Source organism: Escherichia sp. R1 (assembly GCF_003000935.1).
GTDB classification, from domain to species: Bacteria; Pseudomonadota; Gammaproteobacteria; order Enterobacterales; family Enterobacteriaceae; genus Escherichia; species Escherichia coli.
On the sequence record NZ_PSRU01000007.1, the window covers coordinates 121,772 to 137,473 of the forward strand.

At 53.6% G+C, this 15,702-nt stretch carries 14 protein-coding genes; 6 read left to right on the forward strand and 8 right to left on the reverse strand.

What is annotated here, in order from left to right; all coding sequences use genetic code 11:
- Positions 1-32: 32 nt before the first annotated feature.
- The 5 genes from C4F37_RS10760 (at position 33) to yjcO (ending at position 4,235) form a co-directional block, all read left to right on the forward strand.
- Positions 33-1,082 (forward strand): ABC transporter permease, encoded by a 1,050-nt coding sequence (locus C4F37_RS10760; protein WP_001296651.1) that lies wholly within the window; start codon positions 33-35, stop codon positions 1,080-1,082.
- Positions 1,082-1,915 carry an ABC transporter permease gene (locus C4F37_RS10765; RefSeq protein ID WP_001540443.1) on the forward strand — a complete coding sequence of 278 codons (834 nt, stop codon included), beginning with the start codon at positions 1,082-1,084 and terminating at the stop codon, positions 1,913-1,915. The genes C4F37_RS10760 and C4F37_RS10765 overlap by 1 nt, the downstream gene beginning before the upstream one ends.
- Positions 1,908-2,744, forward strand: coding sequence for an ABC transporter ATP-binding protein (locus C4F37_RS10770; RefSeq protein WP_000132446.1), 837 nt, complete (start codon positions 1,908-1,910; stop codon positions 2,742-2,744). Before C4F37_RS10765 ends, C4F37_RS10770 begins: the two co-directional genes overlap by 8 nt.
- Complete coding sequence (locus tag C4F37_RS10775) at positions 2,731-3,435, forward strand: ABC transporter ATP-binding protein (RefSeq protein WP_000156927.1); 705 nt, start codon at positions 2,731-2,733, stop codon at positions 3,433-3,435. Before C4F37_RS10770 ends, C4F37_RS10775 begins: the two co-directional genes overlap by 14 nt.
- A gap of 110 nt (positions 3,436-3,545) precedes the next feature.
- The gene (gene yjcO / locus C4F37_RS10780) at positions 3,546-4,235 is read left to right on the forward strand and encodes a Sel1 family TPR-like repeat protein YjcO (protein ID WP_001296650.1); all 690 of its coding nucleotides are present in this window, start codon (positions 3,546-3,548) and stop codon (positions 4,233-4,235) included.
- Positions 4,236-4,948: 713 nt separating this feature from the next.
- Here the strand turns inward: yjcO and gltP are convergent.
- The 8 genes from gltP to nrfA all read right to left on the reverse strand — a co-directional run bounded on the left by gltP (position 4,949) and on the right by nrfA (position 12,980).
- Positions 4,949-6,262: a glutamate/aspartate:proton symporter GltP gene (gene gltP / locus C4F37_RS10785; RefSeq protein WP_000789589.1), complete on the reverse strand. Its 1,314-nt coding sequence runs from the start codon at positions 6,260-6,262 to the stop codon at positions 4,949-4,951.
- A gap of 342 nt (positions 6,263-6,604) precedes the next feature.
- Positions 6,605-7,201 carry a heme lyase NrfEFG subunit NrfG gene (gene nrfG, locus C4F37_RS10795; protein WP_001540441.1) on the reverse strand — a complete coding sequence of 199 codons (597 nt, stop codon included), beginning with the start codon at positions 7,199-7,201 and terminating at the stop codon, positions 6,605-6,607.
- Positions 7,198-7,581 (reverse strand): heme lyase NrfEFG subunit NrfF, encoded by a 384-nt coding sequence (gene nrfF / locus C4F37_RS10800; protein ID WP_001540440.1) that lies wholly within the window; start codon positions 7,579-7,581, stop codon positions 7,198-7,200. Before nrfF ends, nrfG begins: the two co-directional genes overlap by 4 nt.
- Positions 7,574-9,292 (reverse strand): heme lyase CcmF/NrfE family subunit, encoded by a 1,719-nt coding sequence (locus C4F37_RS10805; RefSeq protein WP_071590032.1) that lies wholly within the window; start codon positions 9,290-9,292, stop codon positions 7,574-7,576. The genes nrfF and C4F37_RS10805 overlap by 8 nt, the downstream gene beginning before the upstream one ends.
- 19 nt (positions 9,293-9,311) lie before the next feature.
- Positions 9,312-10,268, reverse strand: a complete 957-nt coding sequence (gene nrfD, locus C4F37_RS10810) for a cytochrome c nitrite reductase subunit NrfD (RefSeq protein ID WP_000195192.1) — start codon at positions 10,266-10,268, stop codon at positions 9,312-9,314.
- Positions 10,265-10,936, reverse strand: coding sequence for a cytochrome c nitrite reductase Fe-S protein (gene nrfC, locus C4F37_RS10815; RefSeq protein ID WP_000220273.1), 672 nt, complete (start codon positions 10,934-10,936; stop codon positions 10,265-10,267). The genes nrfD and nrfC overlap by 4 nt, the downstream gene beginning before the upstream one ends.
- Entirely contained in the window at positions 10,933-11,499 is a 567-nt protein-coding gene (gene nrfB, locus C4F37_RS10820) for a cytochrome c nitrite reductase pentaheme subunit (RefSeq protein ID WP_001295391.1), read from the reverse strand. Before nrfB ends, nrfC begins: the two co-directional genes overlap by 4 nt.
- Positions 11,500-11,543: 44 nt before the next feature.
- Complete coding sequence (gene nrfA, locus C4F37_RS10825) at positions 11,544-12,980, reverse strand: ammonia-forming nitrite reductase cytochrome c552 subunit (protein WP_000196879.1); 1,437 nt, start codon at positions 12,978-12,980, stop codon at positions 11,544-11,546.
- Between the two features lie 391 nt (positions 12,981-13,371).
- Here nrfA and acs point away from each other — a divergent pair, with 391 nt between their 5' ends.
- Positions 13,372-15,330 carry an acetate--CoA ligase gene (gene acs / locus C4F37_RS10840; RefSeq protein WP_000078222.1) on the forward strand — a complete coding sequence of 653 codons (1,959 nt, stop codon included), beginning with the start codon at positions 13,372-13,374 and terminating at the stop codon, positions 15,328-15,330.
- The last annotated feature ends 372 nt before the right edge of the window (positions 15,331-15,702 follow it).

The following is a 15,702-nucleotide window of genomic DNA, read 5'->3' on the forward strand; positions in this document are numbered from 1 at the left end:
CAGCCGCTGATTTATCACTGTATGGAAAGATCATGTCTGTCGTTTTTTCCACTCGCGCGAGATGGCGAGGCAAGCGCCCTCTGCTCGCGCTGTTGCAAGGGCTGTTTACCGTTGCTCTGACGCTACTCGGCCTGCTGCTGATTACCTTTGCGCTTTCGGCTCTCTCACCGGTCGATCGCGTACTACAAATCGTTGGCGATCACGCCAGCCAGTCCACCTATGATCAGGTACGCCACCAGTTAGGATTGGATCAGCCGTTAGCCGTCCAGTTCTGGCATTACCTGATGAATCTGGCACACGGCGATCTGGGCATCGCCAGCTCCACCGGGCAACCAGTACTCCAGGACTTGCTATCAGCATTCCCGGCGACCATTGAACTGGCAACGTTGGCGCTTATTGTCGGTGCTGTTGTCGGCGTCATTGCGGGTGTACTTTGCGCCCGTTATGTCGGTTCTCCGCTGGATTTCACCGTGCGAACATTAACTCTACTGGGAAATTCCGTCCCTGTTTTTTGGCTTGGTCTGCTGATGCTGGCGCTGTTCTACGCCAGACTGCAATGGAGTGCCGGGCCGGGCAGGCTGGATGATATTTATCAATTCACCATAGAACCCCGTAGCGGATTTGCGCTGATTGATACGTGGCTTTCTGGCGATCGCGAGGCATTTACCAATGCAATCAACCATTTGATACTTCCGGTTTTATTACTGGCGTACTTCTCGCTCGCCAGTATTACGCGCCTGACTCGTTCCGCCTGTCTTGGCGAAATGAATAAAGAATATATTCTGCTGGCGCGCGCCAAAGGAGCCAGCGAGATGACAATTTTGCTACGTCATGTTTTACCCAACATTCGCGGCACCTTGCTCACTGTTATCGCCCTCGCCTATACATCAATGCTGGAAGGCGCGGTACTGACAGAAACCGTCTTTTCATGGCCAGGTATTGGGCGCTACCTCACTACAGCGCTCTTCGCGGGTGATACCACAGCAATCATGGGAGGAACGCTGCTGATTGGCGTCTGCTTTGTGTTGATAAATAACTTAACCGACCTGCTGGTCCGGCTGACCGATCCGAGGTTACGCTGATGCCGATGTTTCTCTTTTTACGCCGTTTACGCCATTCACCCGCCGCGTTTTGCGGGTTGATAATTATCCTGTTATTGATGCTAATTGCGCTCTTCGCGCCGTGGCTGGCACCTCACGATCCTAACTGGCAGGATGCGGCGGCGCGGTTACAAGCACCGAGTCGTCAGCACTGGCTCGGCACTGACAGTTACGGGCGAGACCTACTTTCACGTTTAATCTACGGCAGCCGTCCGGCACTGGGGCTGGTGGCATTGGTGACAATCATTACACTCCCGGTCGGTCTGCTGATTGGCATTTTAGCCGGGTACTACGGCGGCTGGCTGGAACGCGTGCTGATGCGTTTTACTGACGTAGTAATGTCAATGCCGCGTTTAATTCTGGCTTTTGCTTTTGTTGCCATGCTGGGGCCGGGGCTGGTTAACGGCGCACTGGCGCTGGCATTAACCACCTGGCCTGCTTATGCGCGTCAGGCACGGAGTGAGATCCAACGTCTGCGACACAGTGATTATCTTGCCGCCGCAGAAATGATGGGCATCCGCGGCAGGCGTCTGCTGGCTGGTCATATTTTGCCATTGTGCCTGCCATCTGCCATTGTCCGTCTGGCGCTGGATTTAGCGGGTATCATTCTGGCGGCTGCTGGCCTGGGTTTTCTTGGGCTTGGTGCTCGCCCGCCAATGGCGGAATGGGGAGCCATGACCGCCGACGGTATGCAGGTCATTTTTGATCAATGGTGGATTGCCGCCGCTCCCGGCGCAATTATCTTAATTGCCAGTCTGGCCTTTAATCTGCTGGGTGATGGCTTGCGCGATGTTCTGGAGCCTCAACATGACTGACTCACGTCTTAGTATCAACAATCTCTGCGTCGATTATCCGGAGTCCCGGGTCGTCAACAATGTCAGTTTTACATTAGGCAATGAACGTCTGGCGCTGGTCGGTGAGTCGGGTTCAGGTAAGTCCATGACCGCCCGCGCCCTGATGGGGCTGGTGCGTAAACCGGGTGTAGTAACCGCGGACACACTTAACATTCTGGGGCGTGATGCACTCACCCTTAACGCGCGTGGATGGCAACAGTTGCGCGGTAACGATATCGCGATGGTATTGCAAGATCCGCGTTACGCGCTTAATCCAGTAAAGACAGTAAAAGCGCAACTGGAAGAGGCGCTTACGCTCCATCAACGTCTGAACCGCCGCGAGAAAGAAGAGAAAATAAACACCGCAATTCAGGCTGTCGGCCTCAATACGCGAGTACTGCAAAGCTATCCTCGTGAACTTTCTGGCGGCATGGGGCAGCGAGTGATGATTGCAATTGCGCTCATCAACGATCCCCGGGTATTGATTGCCGATGAGCCAACATCAGCACTGGATGTGCGCCTGCGTAATCAGATTCTGGAACTGCTGGTTACCCAGTGTGAACAACGTCAGATGGCAATGTTGCTGATCAGTCACGACCTGCCATTAGTTGCCCAATTTTGCCATCGGGTGCTGGTGATGTATCAGGGAAATAAGGTGGATGAAATGCACGCTGCTGCGCTACCTACAGCAACGCATCCTTACACGCGCACACTGTGGACTTGCCGCCCAAATGCACAAACTTACGGGCAGATGCTGCCGACGCTGGACAGGACGGCAATGACGCCGGAGAAATACCATGACGATTGTTGAAATTAATCACTTACAGGTGACTTTTGCTGAGAAAACCGCAGTTTCTGCCGCCAGTTTTTCGGTTAATGCCGGAGAGACATTTAGTTTAATTGGCGAATCAGGCTGCGGAAAATCCACGATTTTGCGCGTAATTGCTGGATTACAGCGCGACTGGCACGGTCAGGTGTCACTGTTTGGGCACACCATCAAACCAGGAATGCGTTTTCAGGGCGATCTCCGCCGCAATGTGCAAATGGTGTTTCAGGATCCCTATGCCTCGTTGCATCCCAATCATACTCTGTGGCGAACGCTGGCTGAACCACTCAAAATTCGTGGCGAAAGAGAAATAGAAAAACGCGTCCAGACTGCACTGGAACAGGTTGGCTTGCCTTTCGACGCCGCTCGTCGCTACCCACACCAGCTTTCCGGTGGTCAACGGCAACGTGTGGTTATTGCTCGCGCCCTGTTGTTACGACCACAACTTCTTCTGCTGGATGAACCCACCTCGGCGTTGGATATGTCGGTACAAGCGGAAATCCTTAATTTGTTGAATCAACTTAAGCTGGAACACCAAATGACATATCTGCTGGTCAGTCACGATGCCGATGTCATCGCGCATATGTCTGATCGAGCGGCATTGATGTCCGAGGGAAAAATTCAGCGATTTTTTGATCGCGACGCCATGGAAAAGGGGGAACATCGGATGGATTAAAAAACCTGACATTGCATTAATTCATTCTGCTTTCAGGTCTTTTTACAGTTGTTTTTTTGTCCACCCGAACACTTTATACTGTCTCTCCCCTACCAAACTTCATTATCAAAATGAAAAAAATTATCACTTTGATGTTGTTTTTGACATTCTTTGCCCACGCGAACGACTCCGAGCCTGGCAGCCAGTATTTAAAGGCAGCAGAGGCCGGAGACCGACGCGCACAATATTTTCTTGCCGACAGCTGGTTTAGCTCCGGCGATTTGAGCAAAGCCGAATATTGGGCACAGAAAGCCGCCGACAGCGGTGATGCCGATGCCTGCGCGCTGTTGGCGCAGATCAAAATCACCAATCCGGTCAGTCTGGACTATCCACAAGCAAAAGTGCTTGCCGAGAAAGCAGCGCAAGCGGGCAGTAAAGAAGGTGAAGTAACGCTGGCGCATATTCTGGTAAATACGCAAGCGGGTAAACCGGATTATCCAAAGGCGATTTCGCTGTTAGAAAACGCCTCGGAAGATCTGGAGAACGACTCTGCCGTCGATGCCCAAATGCTGCTTGGTTTGATTTACGCCAACGGCGTGGGCATTAAGGCCGACGATGACAAAGCAACCTGGTATTTCAAACGTAGCTCCGCGATTTCCCGAACCGGTTATTCCGAATACTGGGCGGGAATGATGTTCTTAAACGGTGAAGAGGGTTTTATCGAGAAGAACAAACAAAAGGCGCTGCACTGGTTGAACCTGAGCTGTATGGAAGGGTTTGATACCGGGTGTGAAGAGTTTGAAAAATTAACCAACGGTTAAGGTAGGCGCAGCAAACGTCGCATCAGGCGTTGATGTCGGATGCGGCGTAAACGCCTTATCCGACCTACAAAATCACGCTACATCAGGCTATTGCGCTGTCTGACGTAGGCCTGATAAGACGCGTTAAGCGTCGCATCAGGCGTTGATGTCGGATGTGGCGTAAACGCCTTATCCGACCTACAAAAACCACGCTACATCAGGCTATTGCGCTGTCTGACGTAGGCCTGATAAGACACGTCAGCATCGCATCAGACATTGATGTCGGATGCGGCGTAAACGCCTTATCCGACCTACAAAATCACGCTACATCAGGCTATTGCGCTGTCTGACGTAGGCCTGATAAGACGCGGCAAGCGTCGCATCAGGCGTTGATGTCGGATGCGGCGTAAACGCCTTATCCGACCTACAAAATCACGCTACATCAGGCTATTACGCTGTCTGGCGTAGGCCTGATAAGACGCGGCAAGCGTCGCATCAGGCGTTGATGTCGGATGCGGCGTAAACGCCTTATCCGACCTACAAAAACCACGCTACATCAGGCTATTGCGCTGTCTGGCGTAGGCCTGATAAGACGCGGCAAGCGTCGCATCAGGCGTTGATGTCGGATGCGGCGTAAACGCCTTATCCGACCTACAAAAATCACGCTACATCAGGCTATTACTCAGTCAGGCATCCACACATTGCCGGGTGGATATCCCCCCGGCAATCTTCAATTACTGATCCGCAGTTTTATCAAATTTGCCCAGTACTTCACGCTCATAAGCCAGCGCTTTCTTACGGTCAAATTTGTGTTCCCATTTGGCAATCACCAGCACCGCCAGCGCATTACCCACCACGTTCAGCGCAGTACGCGCCATGTCGAGGATACGGTCAACACCGGCAATAAACGCCAGACCTTCCAGCGGGATCCCTACGCTGCCCAGCGTTGCCAGCAACACCACAAACGACACGCCCGGCACGCCAGCAATCCCTTTCGAGGTCACCATCAGCGTCAGCACCAGAATGATTTCCTGCCAGATGGAGAGGTCAATGCCATACAGCTGAGCGATGAAAATAGCGGCAATACTTTGATACAGCGTCGAACCATCAAGGTTAAAAGAGTAACCGGTCGGCACCACGAAACTGGTGATCGACGCCGGTGCTCCGTAGGCTTCCATCTTCTCAATAATTCGCGGCAGCACGCTTTCAGAGCTGGCAGTGGAGTACGCCAGAATCAGCTCATCTTTCAGAATACGAATCAGGATCCAGACGCTTAACCCGCACAGGCGCGCCACAATTCCCAGTACGACCAGCGCGAAGAACAGAATGGCAAAATGCACCAGCAGCACCAGTTTCGCCAGTGGCCACAGAGAAGAGAAACCAAAGTTAGCCACCGTCACCGCAATCAGCGCAAACACACCCACCGGCGCATAACGCATCACCATGTGAGTCACTTTAAACATGGTTTCAGAGATGGAGCGGAAAACGGTCACCAGCGGTTCACGATGCGTCGCGGGCAGGGATGAAAGCCCCAGACCAAACAGCACCGAGAAGAAGATGATCGGCAGCATTTCGCCTTTCGCCATCGACGCCACGATGTTCGTCGGCACCAGCGACAAAATCGTGCCCATAATGCCGTGGGAACTGCTTTGTACCGCTTCCGTAGTGCTCTGATATTTCGAGATATCGACGGTCGCCAGCTGCGACATATCCACCCCGGCACCGGGCTGGAAGACGTTCGCCAGAGTGATCCCCAAAATGATGGCGACGGTGGTGATCACCTCGAAGTAGATAATGGTTTTCGCACCAATACGCCCGAGCTGTTTGGCATCACCAACACCCGCGATACCCACTACCAGTGTGGAGATCACAATCGGCACAACAATCATTTTGATCAGATGGATGAAGATATCACCCGCCGGAGAGAGCAAATTGACAACCAGCCAGTCGCGGCTGTCGCTATGGTAGTGCAGGTAGCTTCCCAGGAGAATGCCCAGCACCATAGCAAACAGAATCTGCCAGGCCAGGCTGAATTTTATATTTTTCATCAGAATAACTTCCTCAATGGAGCGCCGTTCCCCGTTCAGAAACGCGAGAACGTGACATACTGCCAGGGCATGAATTGTGTTGCGTTGGTTTGTAGATTTTTTTAACGCTTATGATCAGTATCATTTGCGCGGTATGTTGCGCAACCCTTTAACAACAGAGCTTTTCGCTGCATTAATGCATAATAACGCGAGTTTATGGCAGGATTAATGAATAACCATTTGTTATAGAAGGATTTTTATTTGTTTAATCTGCAATAATACTGATTGGTGATTATTTTTGATTATATGTTCATTCGATTATTTTTTATGCAGCTCAATAACATAATCTTCATCACCAGATGATTAATCTGATCTCCGCTGCAACAATTTCGCCATATTAATCGACTCGACCAGCTGTGTCCGGTTGATCCGGGGTGAGTTGAGATCCATCACTTTTTGCCATAGTTCGATGGCTTGCGCGTAATTCGCCTGCATAAACGCATCGGAAGCCAGCAGCATCAGAGCGGTGATTTCGTTAGAGTCCAGCGCGAGGGCTTTGTCGATCATTGCGCGAGTCTGGACGGTCATATGTTGGCTGGCCTGGTAATAAAGCACCGTCGCCAGCGCCGCATACAGTTCAGCGTTCTCACCACGTAGTTGCAACGCCTGACGGTACGCCAGCAGCGAATTGCTGTAATCGTTTTGCCACAGATAATACTCGCCCAGTAACGCCCACTGTTTGCTGTTTTGTGGATTAGCACGGATTTTATCCTGCAATGCCTGAAGCTGCGCTTCCGGGGTTTGCTGGCTGGCAAACTGATGCAGCGGATCGCGCTGACGCTGATACTCCGCACGTACCGCCTGCCATTTTGGACTTAACAGATAACTGCCGACACAGAGAAATACCATCAAAATCGTGAGTGTTGTCAGCATTTTCACCGGTATTTGGGGCTGTTTCATCGCTTCGCCCTCACTCGCCAGAGGATCAGTGCCATCAGCAGTAACAACACTACTGGCAGCGCCCACAACACCAGCGTCTGACCCGTTAACGGTGGGTTATAGCGAACAAAATCTCCGTAGCGTTCGGTCATCCAGCCAATGATTTCGACTTCACTTTTCCCCTCTTCCACCATGGTGTAAACCTGATGGCGCATACTGACTGCCACCGGCGCATTGGATTCCAGTAAGTTCTGATTCTGGCACTGCGGACAACGTAACTGGCTGGCAATATTTAACGCCTGTTGCTGTTGTTGCGGATTGGCGAATTGCCAGGTGTCTACAACCTGAGCGCGCGCAAAACAGGTAAATAACAGCAGTAGCGTGAGAAGCCCTTTATTCATCGCGCTTCCTTCCCCGCCATCCGCTTAACAATGCGCCCGAAATCATCAACAATCCTCCCCCCCAGATCCAGCGCACACCGCTTTGTACATACAAACGAAAAGCGTAACGATCCGCTCCGGTTTTCTCGCCCATGACCGCATACCAGTCATGGATGCCATTCCAGCGAATTGACGGTTCCATCATTTGCTGACGACGTGCTTCGTAAAAACGCCGCTCCGGCGTTAATTCACCAATGCGTTGCTGATGGTCAAACAGTGCCACTATCGCTTTTTCGCTGGTGTAATTGCCTTTGGCTTGCAGATCGAGGCGCTCAAAACGGAAGGTGTATCCTGCCAGCGTCACCTGCTGACCCGGCTGTAAATTCAGGCTGATCTCCTGACGGCTGACGCTGGAAACCACAATCCCCGCGGCAAATAACAGCACGCCCGCATGCGCCAGCAGCGCCGGAAGCTGAGCACGTTTGCCAGAGACAAACGTCGCCAGCACAATCACCACCAGCATCAACAGAGCAAACGGTAACGTCGCGCGGTTAAAATACGGCGCGCCAACGGAGAGGCGTCCCCAGCCCAGCAGGCCGTAAATCATCGGATAAAGCGTTCCCACCAGCACGATCAGTAGCACTGCGCAAAACAGCAACAGCGTAGCGAGGATTAACATTTCCCGCGATAACCCCGAAAAACGCACCGCCGGGCCACCGTCCCGCGCTCGCCAGCCATACAGAGCCAGAGACGCAAGGCTAATCAGTGCAAACAGGCTGAACAACGGCACGGCGCGGACGTTATCCAGCGCGAACGCATGAACCGAAACCAGAATGCCAGAACGGACAATTAAGGTGCCCAGCAGCGACAGCATCAGAGTTACTATCGCCAGCAACAGCGACCAGTGGCGGAAAATCCCCCGCTGGCGTGTCAAAGACAAACTGTGTAGCAACGCAGTAGATGAAAGCCAGGGTAATAACGACGCGTTTTCAACCGGATCCCAAAACCACCAACCGCCCCAGCCCAGTTCGCAATAAGCCCACCAGGAACCGAGAATGATCCCTGCGGTTAATGCGCTCCAGCCAGGTAGTGCCCAACGCCAGCAAATTCGGGCGCAGGTACCATCAAACTCGCCGCGCAGTAAACTCGCCAGCGCCACGCTCGCCGCCACCATCAAACCGCCGTAGCCGAGATAAAGCAGCGGTGGATGAAAGATAAGACCGGGATGTTGCAGCATTGGGTTGAGATCGCGCCCTTCTATTGCGGGCGGAAATATCCTCACAAAAGGATCGGACCATCCGACAACAAACAGCAGCAGTGCGGCAAGTATCAGCGATAAAACCGTTAACGTGAGCGGAAATAGCGGATCGGTTTGCTGTCGATAATGCCAGGCAAACAGCACGCTCCAGGCGGAAAGCAGCAGCACCCAAAGCAGCAGCGAACCTTCATGACCGCCCCACACCGCCGCCAGTTTGAGTTCCCACGACAGCAGGCTATAGCTATGTTGGGCGACATAAATGACCGAGAAATCGCTGATGAGAAAACAATACGTCAGTACGCCAAAGGCGAGCAGCAGGAGCGCGAACTGCGCCAGAATGCCGATGCAAGTGAGTCGCATCATGGCAGGCCAGCGCAACCGCACTCCCGCGAAGGCCGTCAACGGGGTCAACACGTTGACCCCGAGACTTAACAACAACGCCAGAAAACCGACTTCAGGAAGGAATACGTCCAGAAACCACCTCTTTTCTGGCTTACGCCACCGTCAACTGCCCGGCGTAGAGAATGAAAAAGCGCAGCATCAACACGCCGACCAGGCTGGCCCCACATGCCGCCAGCACGGCAGGAATGCCGGAACTGCGATTGACCCACGGTTTGAGCAACATTGGCACAATCAGCCCCAGCCCGGCGACACCAAGCCAGAACCACCACGTCCAGAAACCGCCGCCCAATGCCGCCACCAGCGCACGCACTTTACCGTCATCGCCCAGCGCCAGACCGACAAAAAACGCCACCAGCAGGAAGATTTCACCCCATACCACGGGGATTTCCATACGGTGTACAAAGTGCGCTTCCGTGGAATGCGGGTTACTGCGTTGGCGTATCGCCATGGCGATCAGCGCCACCGCCGCACCAGACGAGATGCCGGAGAAGAGGAACAGCACCGGCAGGATCGGGTTATTGAGGAACGGATACGATTTCAGCGCCGACAGCAGAAAGCCGGTATAAGCCCCCAACAACACCGCCAGCACCAGCATCAATGTTTCCAGTCCGCGATGAACGGGCGTCAGCAGGCTCAGAACCTTTTGCACGATCCCCAGCTTCGGCAACCAGCGTTGTTGCAGGGCAAGCAAATCATGTTCAAAGATTTTCGCCAGCCACAGCACCAGCACCACCATGTAAAGCTGAAACAGCATCACCCCCATCGACATCACCGAGGTAAAACTGTAGTGGAACATCAGCTTCCAGAAGGTCCACGGTCTTGTCAGGTGGAAGACGAGGATCAACAGACCGAGGATCACCGCGCCAGGCCCGACAATCAGCGTGGTGCGCAACAACGTACTGTCTGCACCGCCCGCCTGCGGGTAGACACGACGTAACAGCACGGCCAGCGTCACCAGACCGGCAGAAATACCAATCAAAAACAGGTAGATGGCAATCGGCCAGTCCCACACCAGCGATTCAAAATGAAATGCGGAAGTCTGCGTCATTGGCTCACCTCCCCGTATTTAAACGGTACGCGGTACAGCTTCGGTTTGGTTCCCAGCGCCAGCTTGTAGCGGTAAGTGGGCTTCTGGCGCAGCAGTTGCGAAATCTCACTGCTGGGATCGTCCAGATTGCCAAACGTCAGCGCCTTCGTCGGGCAAGCCTCAACGCACGCGGGCAGCTTACCGGCCTGCAAATGGGTCTTACGGCAGAAATCGCATTTGTCCGCCGTCTTCGTGACCGGATGGATAAAGCGCACGCGGTACGGACAGGCGGCGATGCAGTACTGACAACCGACGCAGAGATCCGGATTAACATCGACAATCCCACTGGCAGCGTCGCGAAAAGACGCACCGGTCGGGCAAACGTCAACGCACGGCGCATGATCGCAGTGCTGGCAAGACTTACGGAAGAAGCGATATTTCACATCAGGAAATTCGCCCTGCGGCTCGCTACGAATAATCGTCAGGCGCGAGACGCCTTCCGGCACCTTGTTCACTTCCCGACAAGCATCCATACAGGCGGTACAGCCGATGCATAACGACTCGTCATGCACCATGCCGTAACGCACCCCATTGATATTCAACGTTTTCGCCACCACGCGTCCTGCGGTGCCGCTGACGGCTGCCAGCACGCCGACGCCGGTGAGAAACTGGCGACGAGACCAGGTCATGGCTGCTCCTTAAGCAACGGAACAGACGCCGGGTTAAAGTTCGGATTGGTGCGCTGATCGCTGTGGCAATCGACGCAAATCTTAATCCGTCCTTTGTCACTTAACGTCTGCATCGTATCTTGCTGTGGATGCAGGGAATGGCAGCTGGCGCACGCCACTTTGGTTACGTGGACATCGTGCGGCCAGAACGCTTTTTGCAACTGTTCCGGCAGATGGCAGGACATACAGACGCTGTTCTGCTCTCCAACCTTGTACATCGGCTCGTTAAAGCGCATCACATCCTTCACCCCTTCGCGGTGTTGCGGTGATGGCTGACCGTGGCAGTTGGTGCAGGTGACCGGCAGTTTGTTATTCGGGTTGATAACAGAAGCATGTTTGCCATGCATACCTTCGGTATCTGGCTTATGACAGTCCAGACAGGCGGCATCCGGGTTACGCTGCTGGGTAACTTCGTAGCGATCATCAGATGCCTGCGCCGCAGGGGTAGCGGTAATTCCGTTCAGGCTCCACAACAGGCCCGACGCCAGCACCCCGGCAGTTAATAACGAACGTAATACGCTCATATTCACTCCATTGTGTTTTCCGCCCCTTGCGAGGCGGAACGGGGTTATTGGCTTAACAGACCGTTTTTACGTGCCTGCTCTTCCCACTGCGGGATCACCGTTTTGATGAAGTCCTGCTTCTCGGCCTTGATTTGCTCCATGTTCAGGCCAATGGCCTGCTGGGCTTTCTCTTTGGTCGAGATATCCGGGATCTGGATTTCATGGGTTATGCCTTTGGTCGCCAGCAGGCGCGCCAGTTTGGTGCGTGCATCCGCCGCTTTATCCATCGCCGTACCGAGCATCCTCAGACCTTCTTCCGGTGCGTGCATATGAATGCCGTGGGAAGCGATCGCCAAATCCCAACGCCACTGGGCATGACGGATATCGTCCTGAATCGGCTTCATTTCGGCTTCCGTTGCGCCTGCATCCAGCGCCGCTTTCGCTTCGAAGTGAGCGTGAACCAGTTGATCTTCAACCTTGATTTTCAGGTCGTTAATCGACTGCTTACGTTCCGCGACCACTTTTTGCAAGGCAGCTTTGTCCTGGGTATGGCAGTTCGCACAAGTCTGGGCGAAGTTATCAAACGGATTACCAATTTTATGGTCGGTGTAGAGTTTGCCTTCGGCGTTCTGCACTTTTGGCATATGGCAATCGATACAGGTCACGTTGTTTTTGCCGTGAATGCCCGCTGTCCAGGTTTCATATTCCGGGTGCTGCGCTTTCAGCATTGGCGTTTTCGACAGGGAGTTAGTCCAGTCAGAGAAGGCAATTTTGTCGTAATACTGCTCCATATTTTCGACTTTCATGCCGTCATCCCACGGGAATTTAACCGCTTTGTTTTTGCCGTCGAAGTAATACTCCACATGGCACTGACCGCAAACCATCGATTGCTGGTCGAAACGTCCGGCTTTCTCGAAAGGTTTACCAATGGCTTCCATCGCGCGAGCCGCATACGGACGGGAAAGGGTTAACTCCGGTTTGCCTTTGGCGAACTCTGGTGAGGCGGTGTTATGGCAATCGGCACAACCTAAGTTGTTGACGATTTCCGGGCCGCCGCGCGCCCATTTTCCGTGGAAGTAGCCATCTTCGCCGTCTTTCTGGATCAGACGCGCCACATCCGGGCTTTTACAACTCCAGCACGCCATCGGTAGCGGACCATCTTCAGCGTTTTTCGGCGCACCGGTACGCAGGGTTTCACGCACATCGGTCACAGCAAAGGCATGTCCACGCGGCTTGTTGTAATCGCGCGAGAAGGGATACCCTGCCCACAGGATCACCAGCCGTGGATCTTCCGCCAGGGCGTCAACACGCTCTGACTGTTCCGAGGTAGCTTTCCAGGAGAGATATTGATCGGGATGCTGCGGGGCAAAGGTTTCATTCTTCGCTTCCACAGTTACAGGTGTTGCGGGAGCAGCCGTTTGTTCAGCGTGAACAGAAGTGAAAAAGAAAAAAGGAATCAATAAGCTGAAGATACGGCGTGCGTTTATTTTTATCCTTGTCATAGGGCTTCATCCGAATTGCGCCATTGTTGCAATGGCGGTTTTTATTGTTTTTCACGACAGTAACCGCACCTACACTGTCATGACATTGCTCGTCCCTATGTGTAACAAATAACCACACTATGAATGTTGTCTTTAATCAATTGTAAGTGCATGTAAAATACCACTTTAGAGTTAGTCAGTATCTTCCTCTTTTTCAACAGCATGCATAACTGCATGTTCCTCAAAGAATTAATCAACTTTTGTTGCTGACCTTCAAAAATTACCCTGCCGTTTATTTGCACAATTCTACTTTTGCGTGATCTGTCGCCCAAATACTAAACAAAACTGCCAATACCCCTACATTTAACGCTTATGCCACATATTATTAACATCTTACAAGGAGAACAAAAGCATGAGTCAAATTCACAAACACACCATTCCTGCCAACATCGCAGACCGTTGCCTGATAAACCCTCAGCAGTACGAGGCGATGTATCAACAATCTATTAACGCACCAGATACCTTCTGGGGCGAACAGGGAAAAATTCTCGACTGGATCACACCGTACCAGAAGGTGAAAAACACCTCCTTTGCCCCCGGTAATGTGTCCATTAAATGGTACGAGGACGGCACGCTGAATCTGGCGGCAAACTGCCTTGACCGCCATCTGCAAGAAAACGGCGATCGTACCGCCATCATCTGGGAAGGCGACGACGCCAGCCAGAGCAAACATATTAGCTATAAAGAGCTGCACCGCGACGTCTGCCGCTTCGCCAATACCCTGCTCGAACTGGGCATTAAAAAAGGTGACGTAGTTGCGATTTATATGCCGATGGTACCGGAAGCCGCGGTCGCGATGCTGGCCTGTGCCCGCATTGGCGCGGTACATTCGGTGATTTTCGGCGGCTTCTCGCCGGAAGCCGTTGCCGGACGCATTATCGACTCCAGTTCACGACTGGTGATCACTTCCGACGAAGGTGTGCGTGCCGGACGTAGTATTCCGCTGAAGAAAAACGTTGATGACGCGCTGAAAAACCCGAACGTCACCAGCGTAGAGCATGTGGTGGTACTGAAGCGTACTGGCGGAAAAATTGACTGGCAGGAAGGGCGCGACCTGTGGTGGCACGACCTGGTTGAGCAAGCCAGCGCTCAGCACCAGGCGGAAGAGATGAACGCCGAAGATCCGCTGTTTATTCTCTATACCTCCGGTTCTACCGGTAAGCCAAAAGGCGTGCTGCACACTACCGGCGGTTATCTGGTGTACGCGGCGCTGACCTTTAAATATGTCTTTGATTATCATCCGGGCGACATCTACTGGTGCACCGCCGATGTGGGCTGGGTTACCGGACACAGTTATTTGCTGTATGGCCCGCTGGCCTGCGGCGCGACCACGCTGATGTTTGAAGGCGTACCGAACTGGCCGACGCCTGCCCGTATGGCGCAGGTGGTGGACAAGCATCAGGTCAATATTCTCTATACCGCGCCCACGGCGATTCGCGCGCTGATGGCGGAAGGCGATAAAGCGATCGAAGGCACCGACCGTTCGTCGCTGCGCATTCTCGGTTCCGTGGGCGAGCCAATTAACCCGGAAGCGTGGGAGTGGTACTGGAAAAAAATCGGCAACGAGAAATGCCCGGTGGTCGACACCTGGTGGCAGACAGAAACTGGCGGTTTCATGATCACCCCGCTGCCTGGCGCTACCGAGCTAAAAGCCGGTTCGGCAACACGTCCGTTCTTCGGCGTGCAACCGGCGCTGGTCGATAACGAAGGTCACCCGCTGGAAGGGGCCACCGAAGGCAGCCTGGTGATTACTGACTCCTGGCCGGGTCAGGCGCGTACGCTGTTTGGCGATCACGAACGTTTTGAGCAGACCTATTTCTCCACCTTCAAAAATATGTATTTCAGCGGCGACGGCGCGCGTCGCGATGAAGATGGCTATTACTGGATCACCGGGCGCGTGGACGACGTGCTGAACGTCTCCGGTCACCGCCTGGGGACGGCAGAGATTGAGTCGGCGCTGGTGGCGCATCCGAAAATTGCCGAAGCCGCTGTGGTCGGTATTCCGCACAATATTAAAGGTCAGGCGATCTACGCCTACGTCACGCTTAATCACGGGGAGGAACCGTCACCAGAACTGTACGCAGAAGTCCGCAACTGGGTGCGTAAAGAGATTGGCCCGCTGGCGACGCCAGACGTGCTGCACTGGACCGACTCCCTGCCTAAAACCCGCTCCGGCAAAATTATGCGCCGTATTCTGCGCAAAATTGCGGCGGGCGATACCAGCAACCTGGGCGATACCTCGACGCTTGCCGATCCTGGCGTAGTCGAGAAGCTGCTTGAAGAGAAGCAGGCCATCGCGATGCCATCGTAACCCACAATTGCCGGATGCGAGTCGGTAACGGTTTGTAGGCCTGATAAGACGCGACAGCGGCGCATCAGGCGCTGGTTGCCGGATGCGGCGTGAACGCCTTATCCGGCCTACATTCGGCAACGGCTGTAGGCCTGATAAGACGCGACAGCGTCGCATCAGGCATTGATTGCCGGATGCGGCGTATAACGCCTTATCCGGCCTACATTCGGCAACGGCTGTAGGCCTAATAAGACGCGACAGCGTCGCATCAGGCATTGATTGCCGGATGCGGCGTGAATGCCTTATCCGGCCTACATTCGGCAAGGGTTACCCAAGCGTTAACCTTCTCCCATAAGGGAGCGGGAATTAAAACAATCCCTACATTACCTCTGG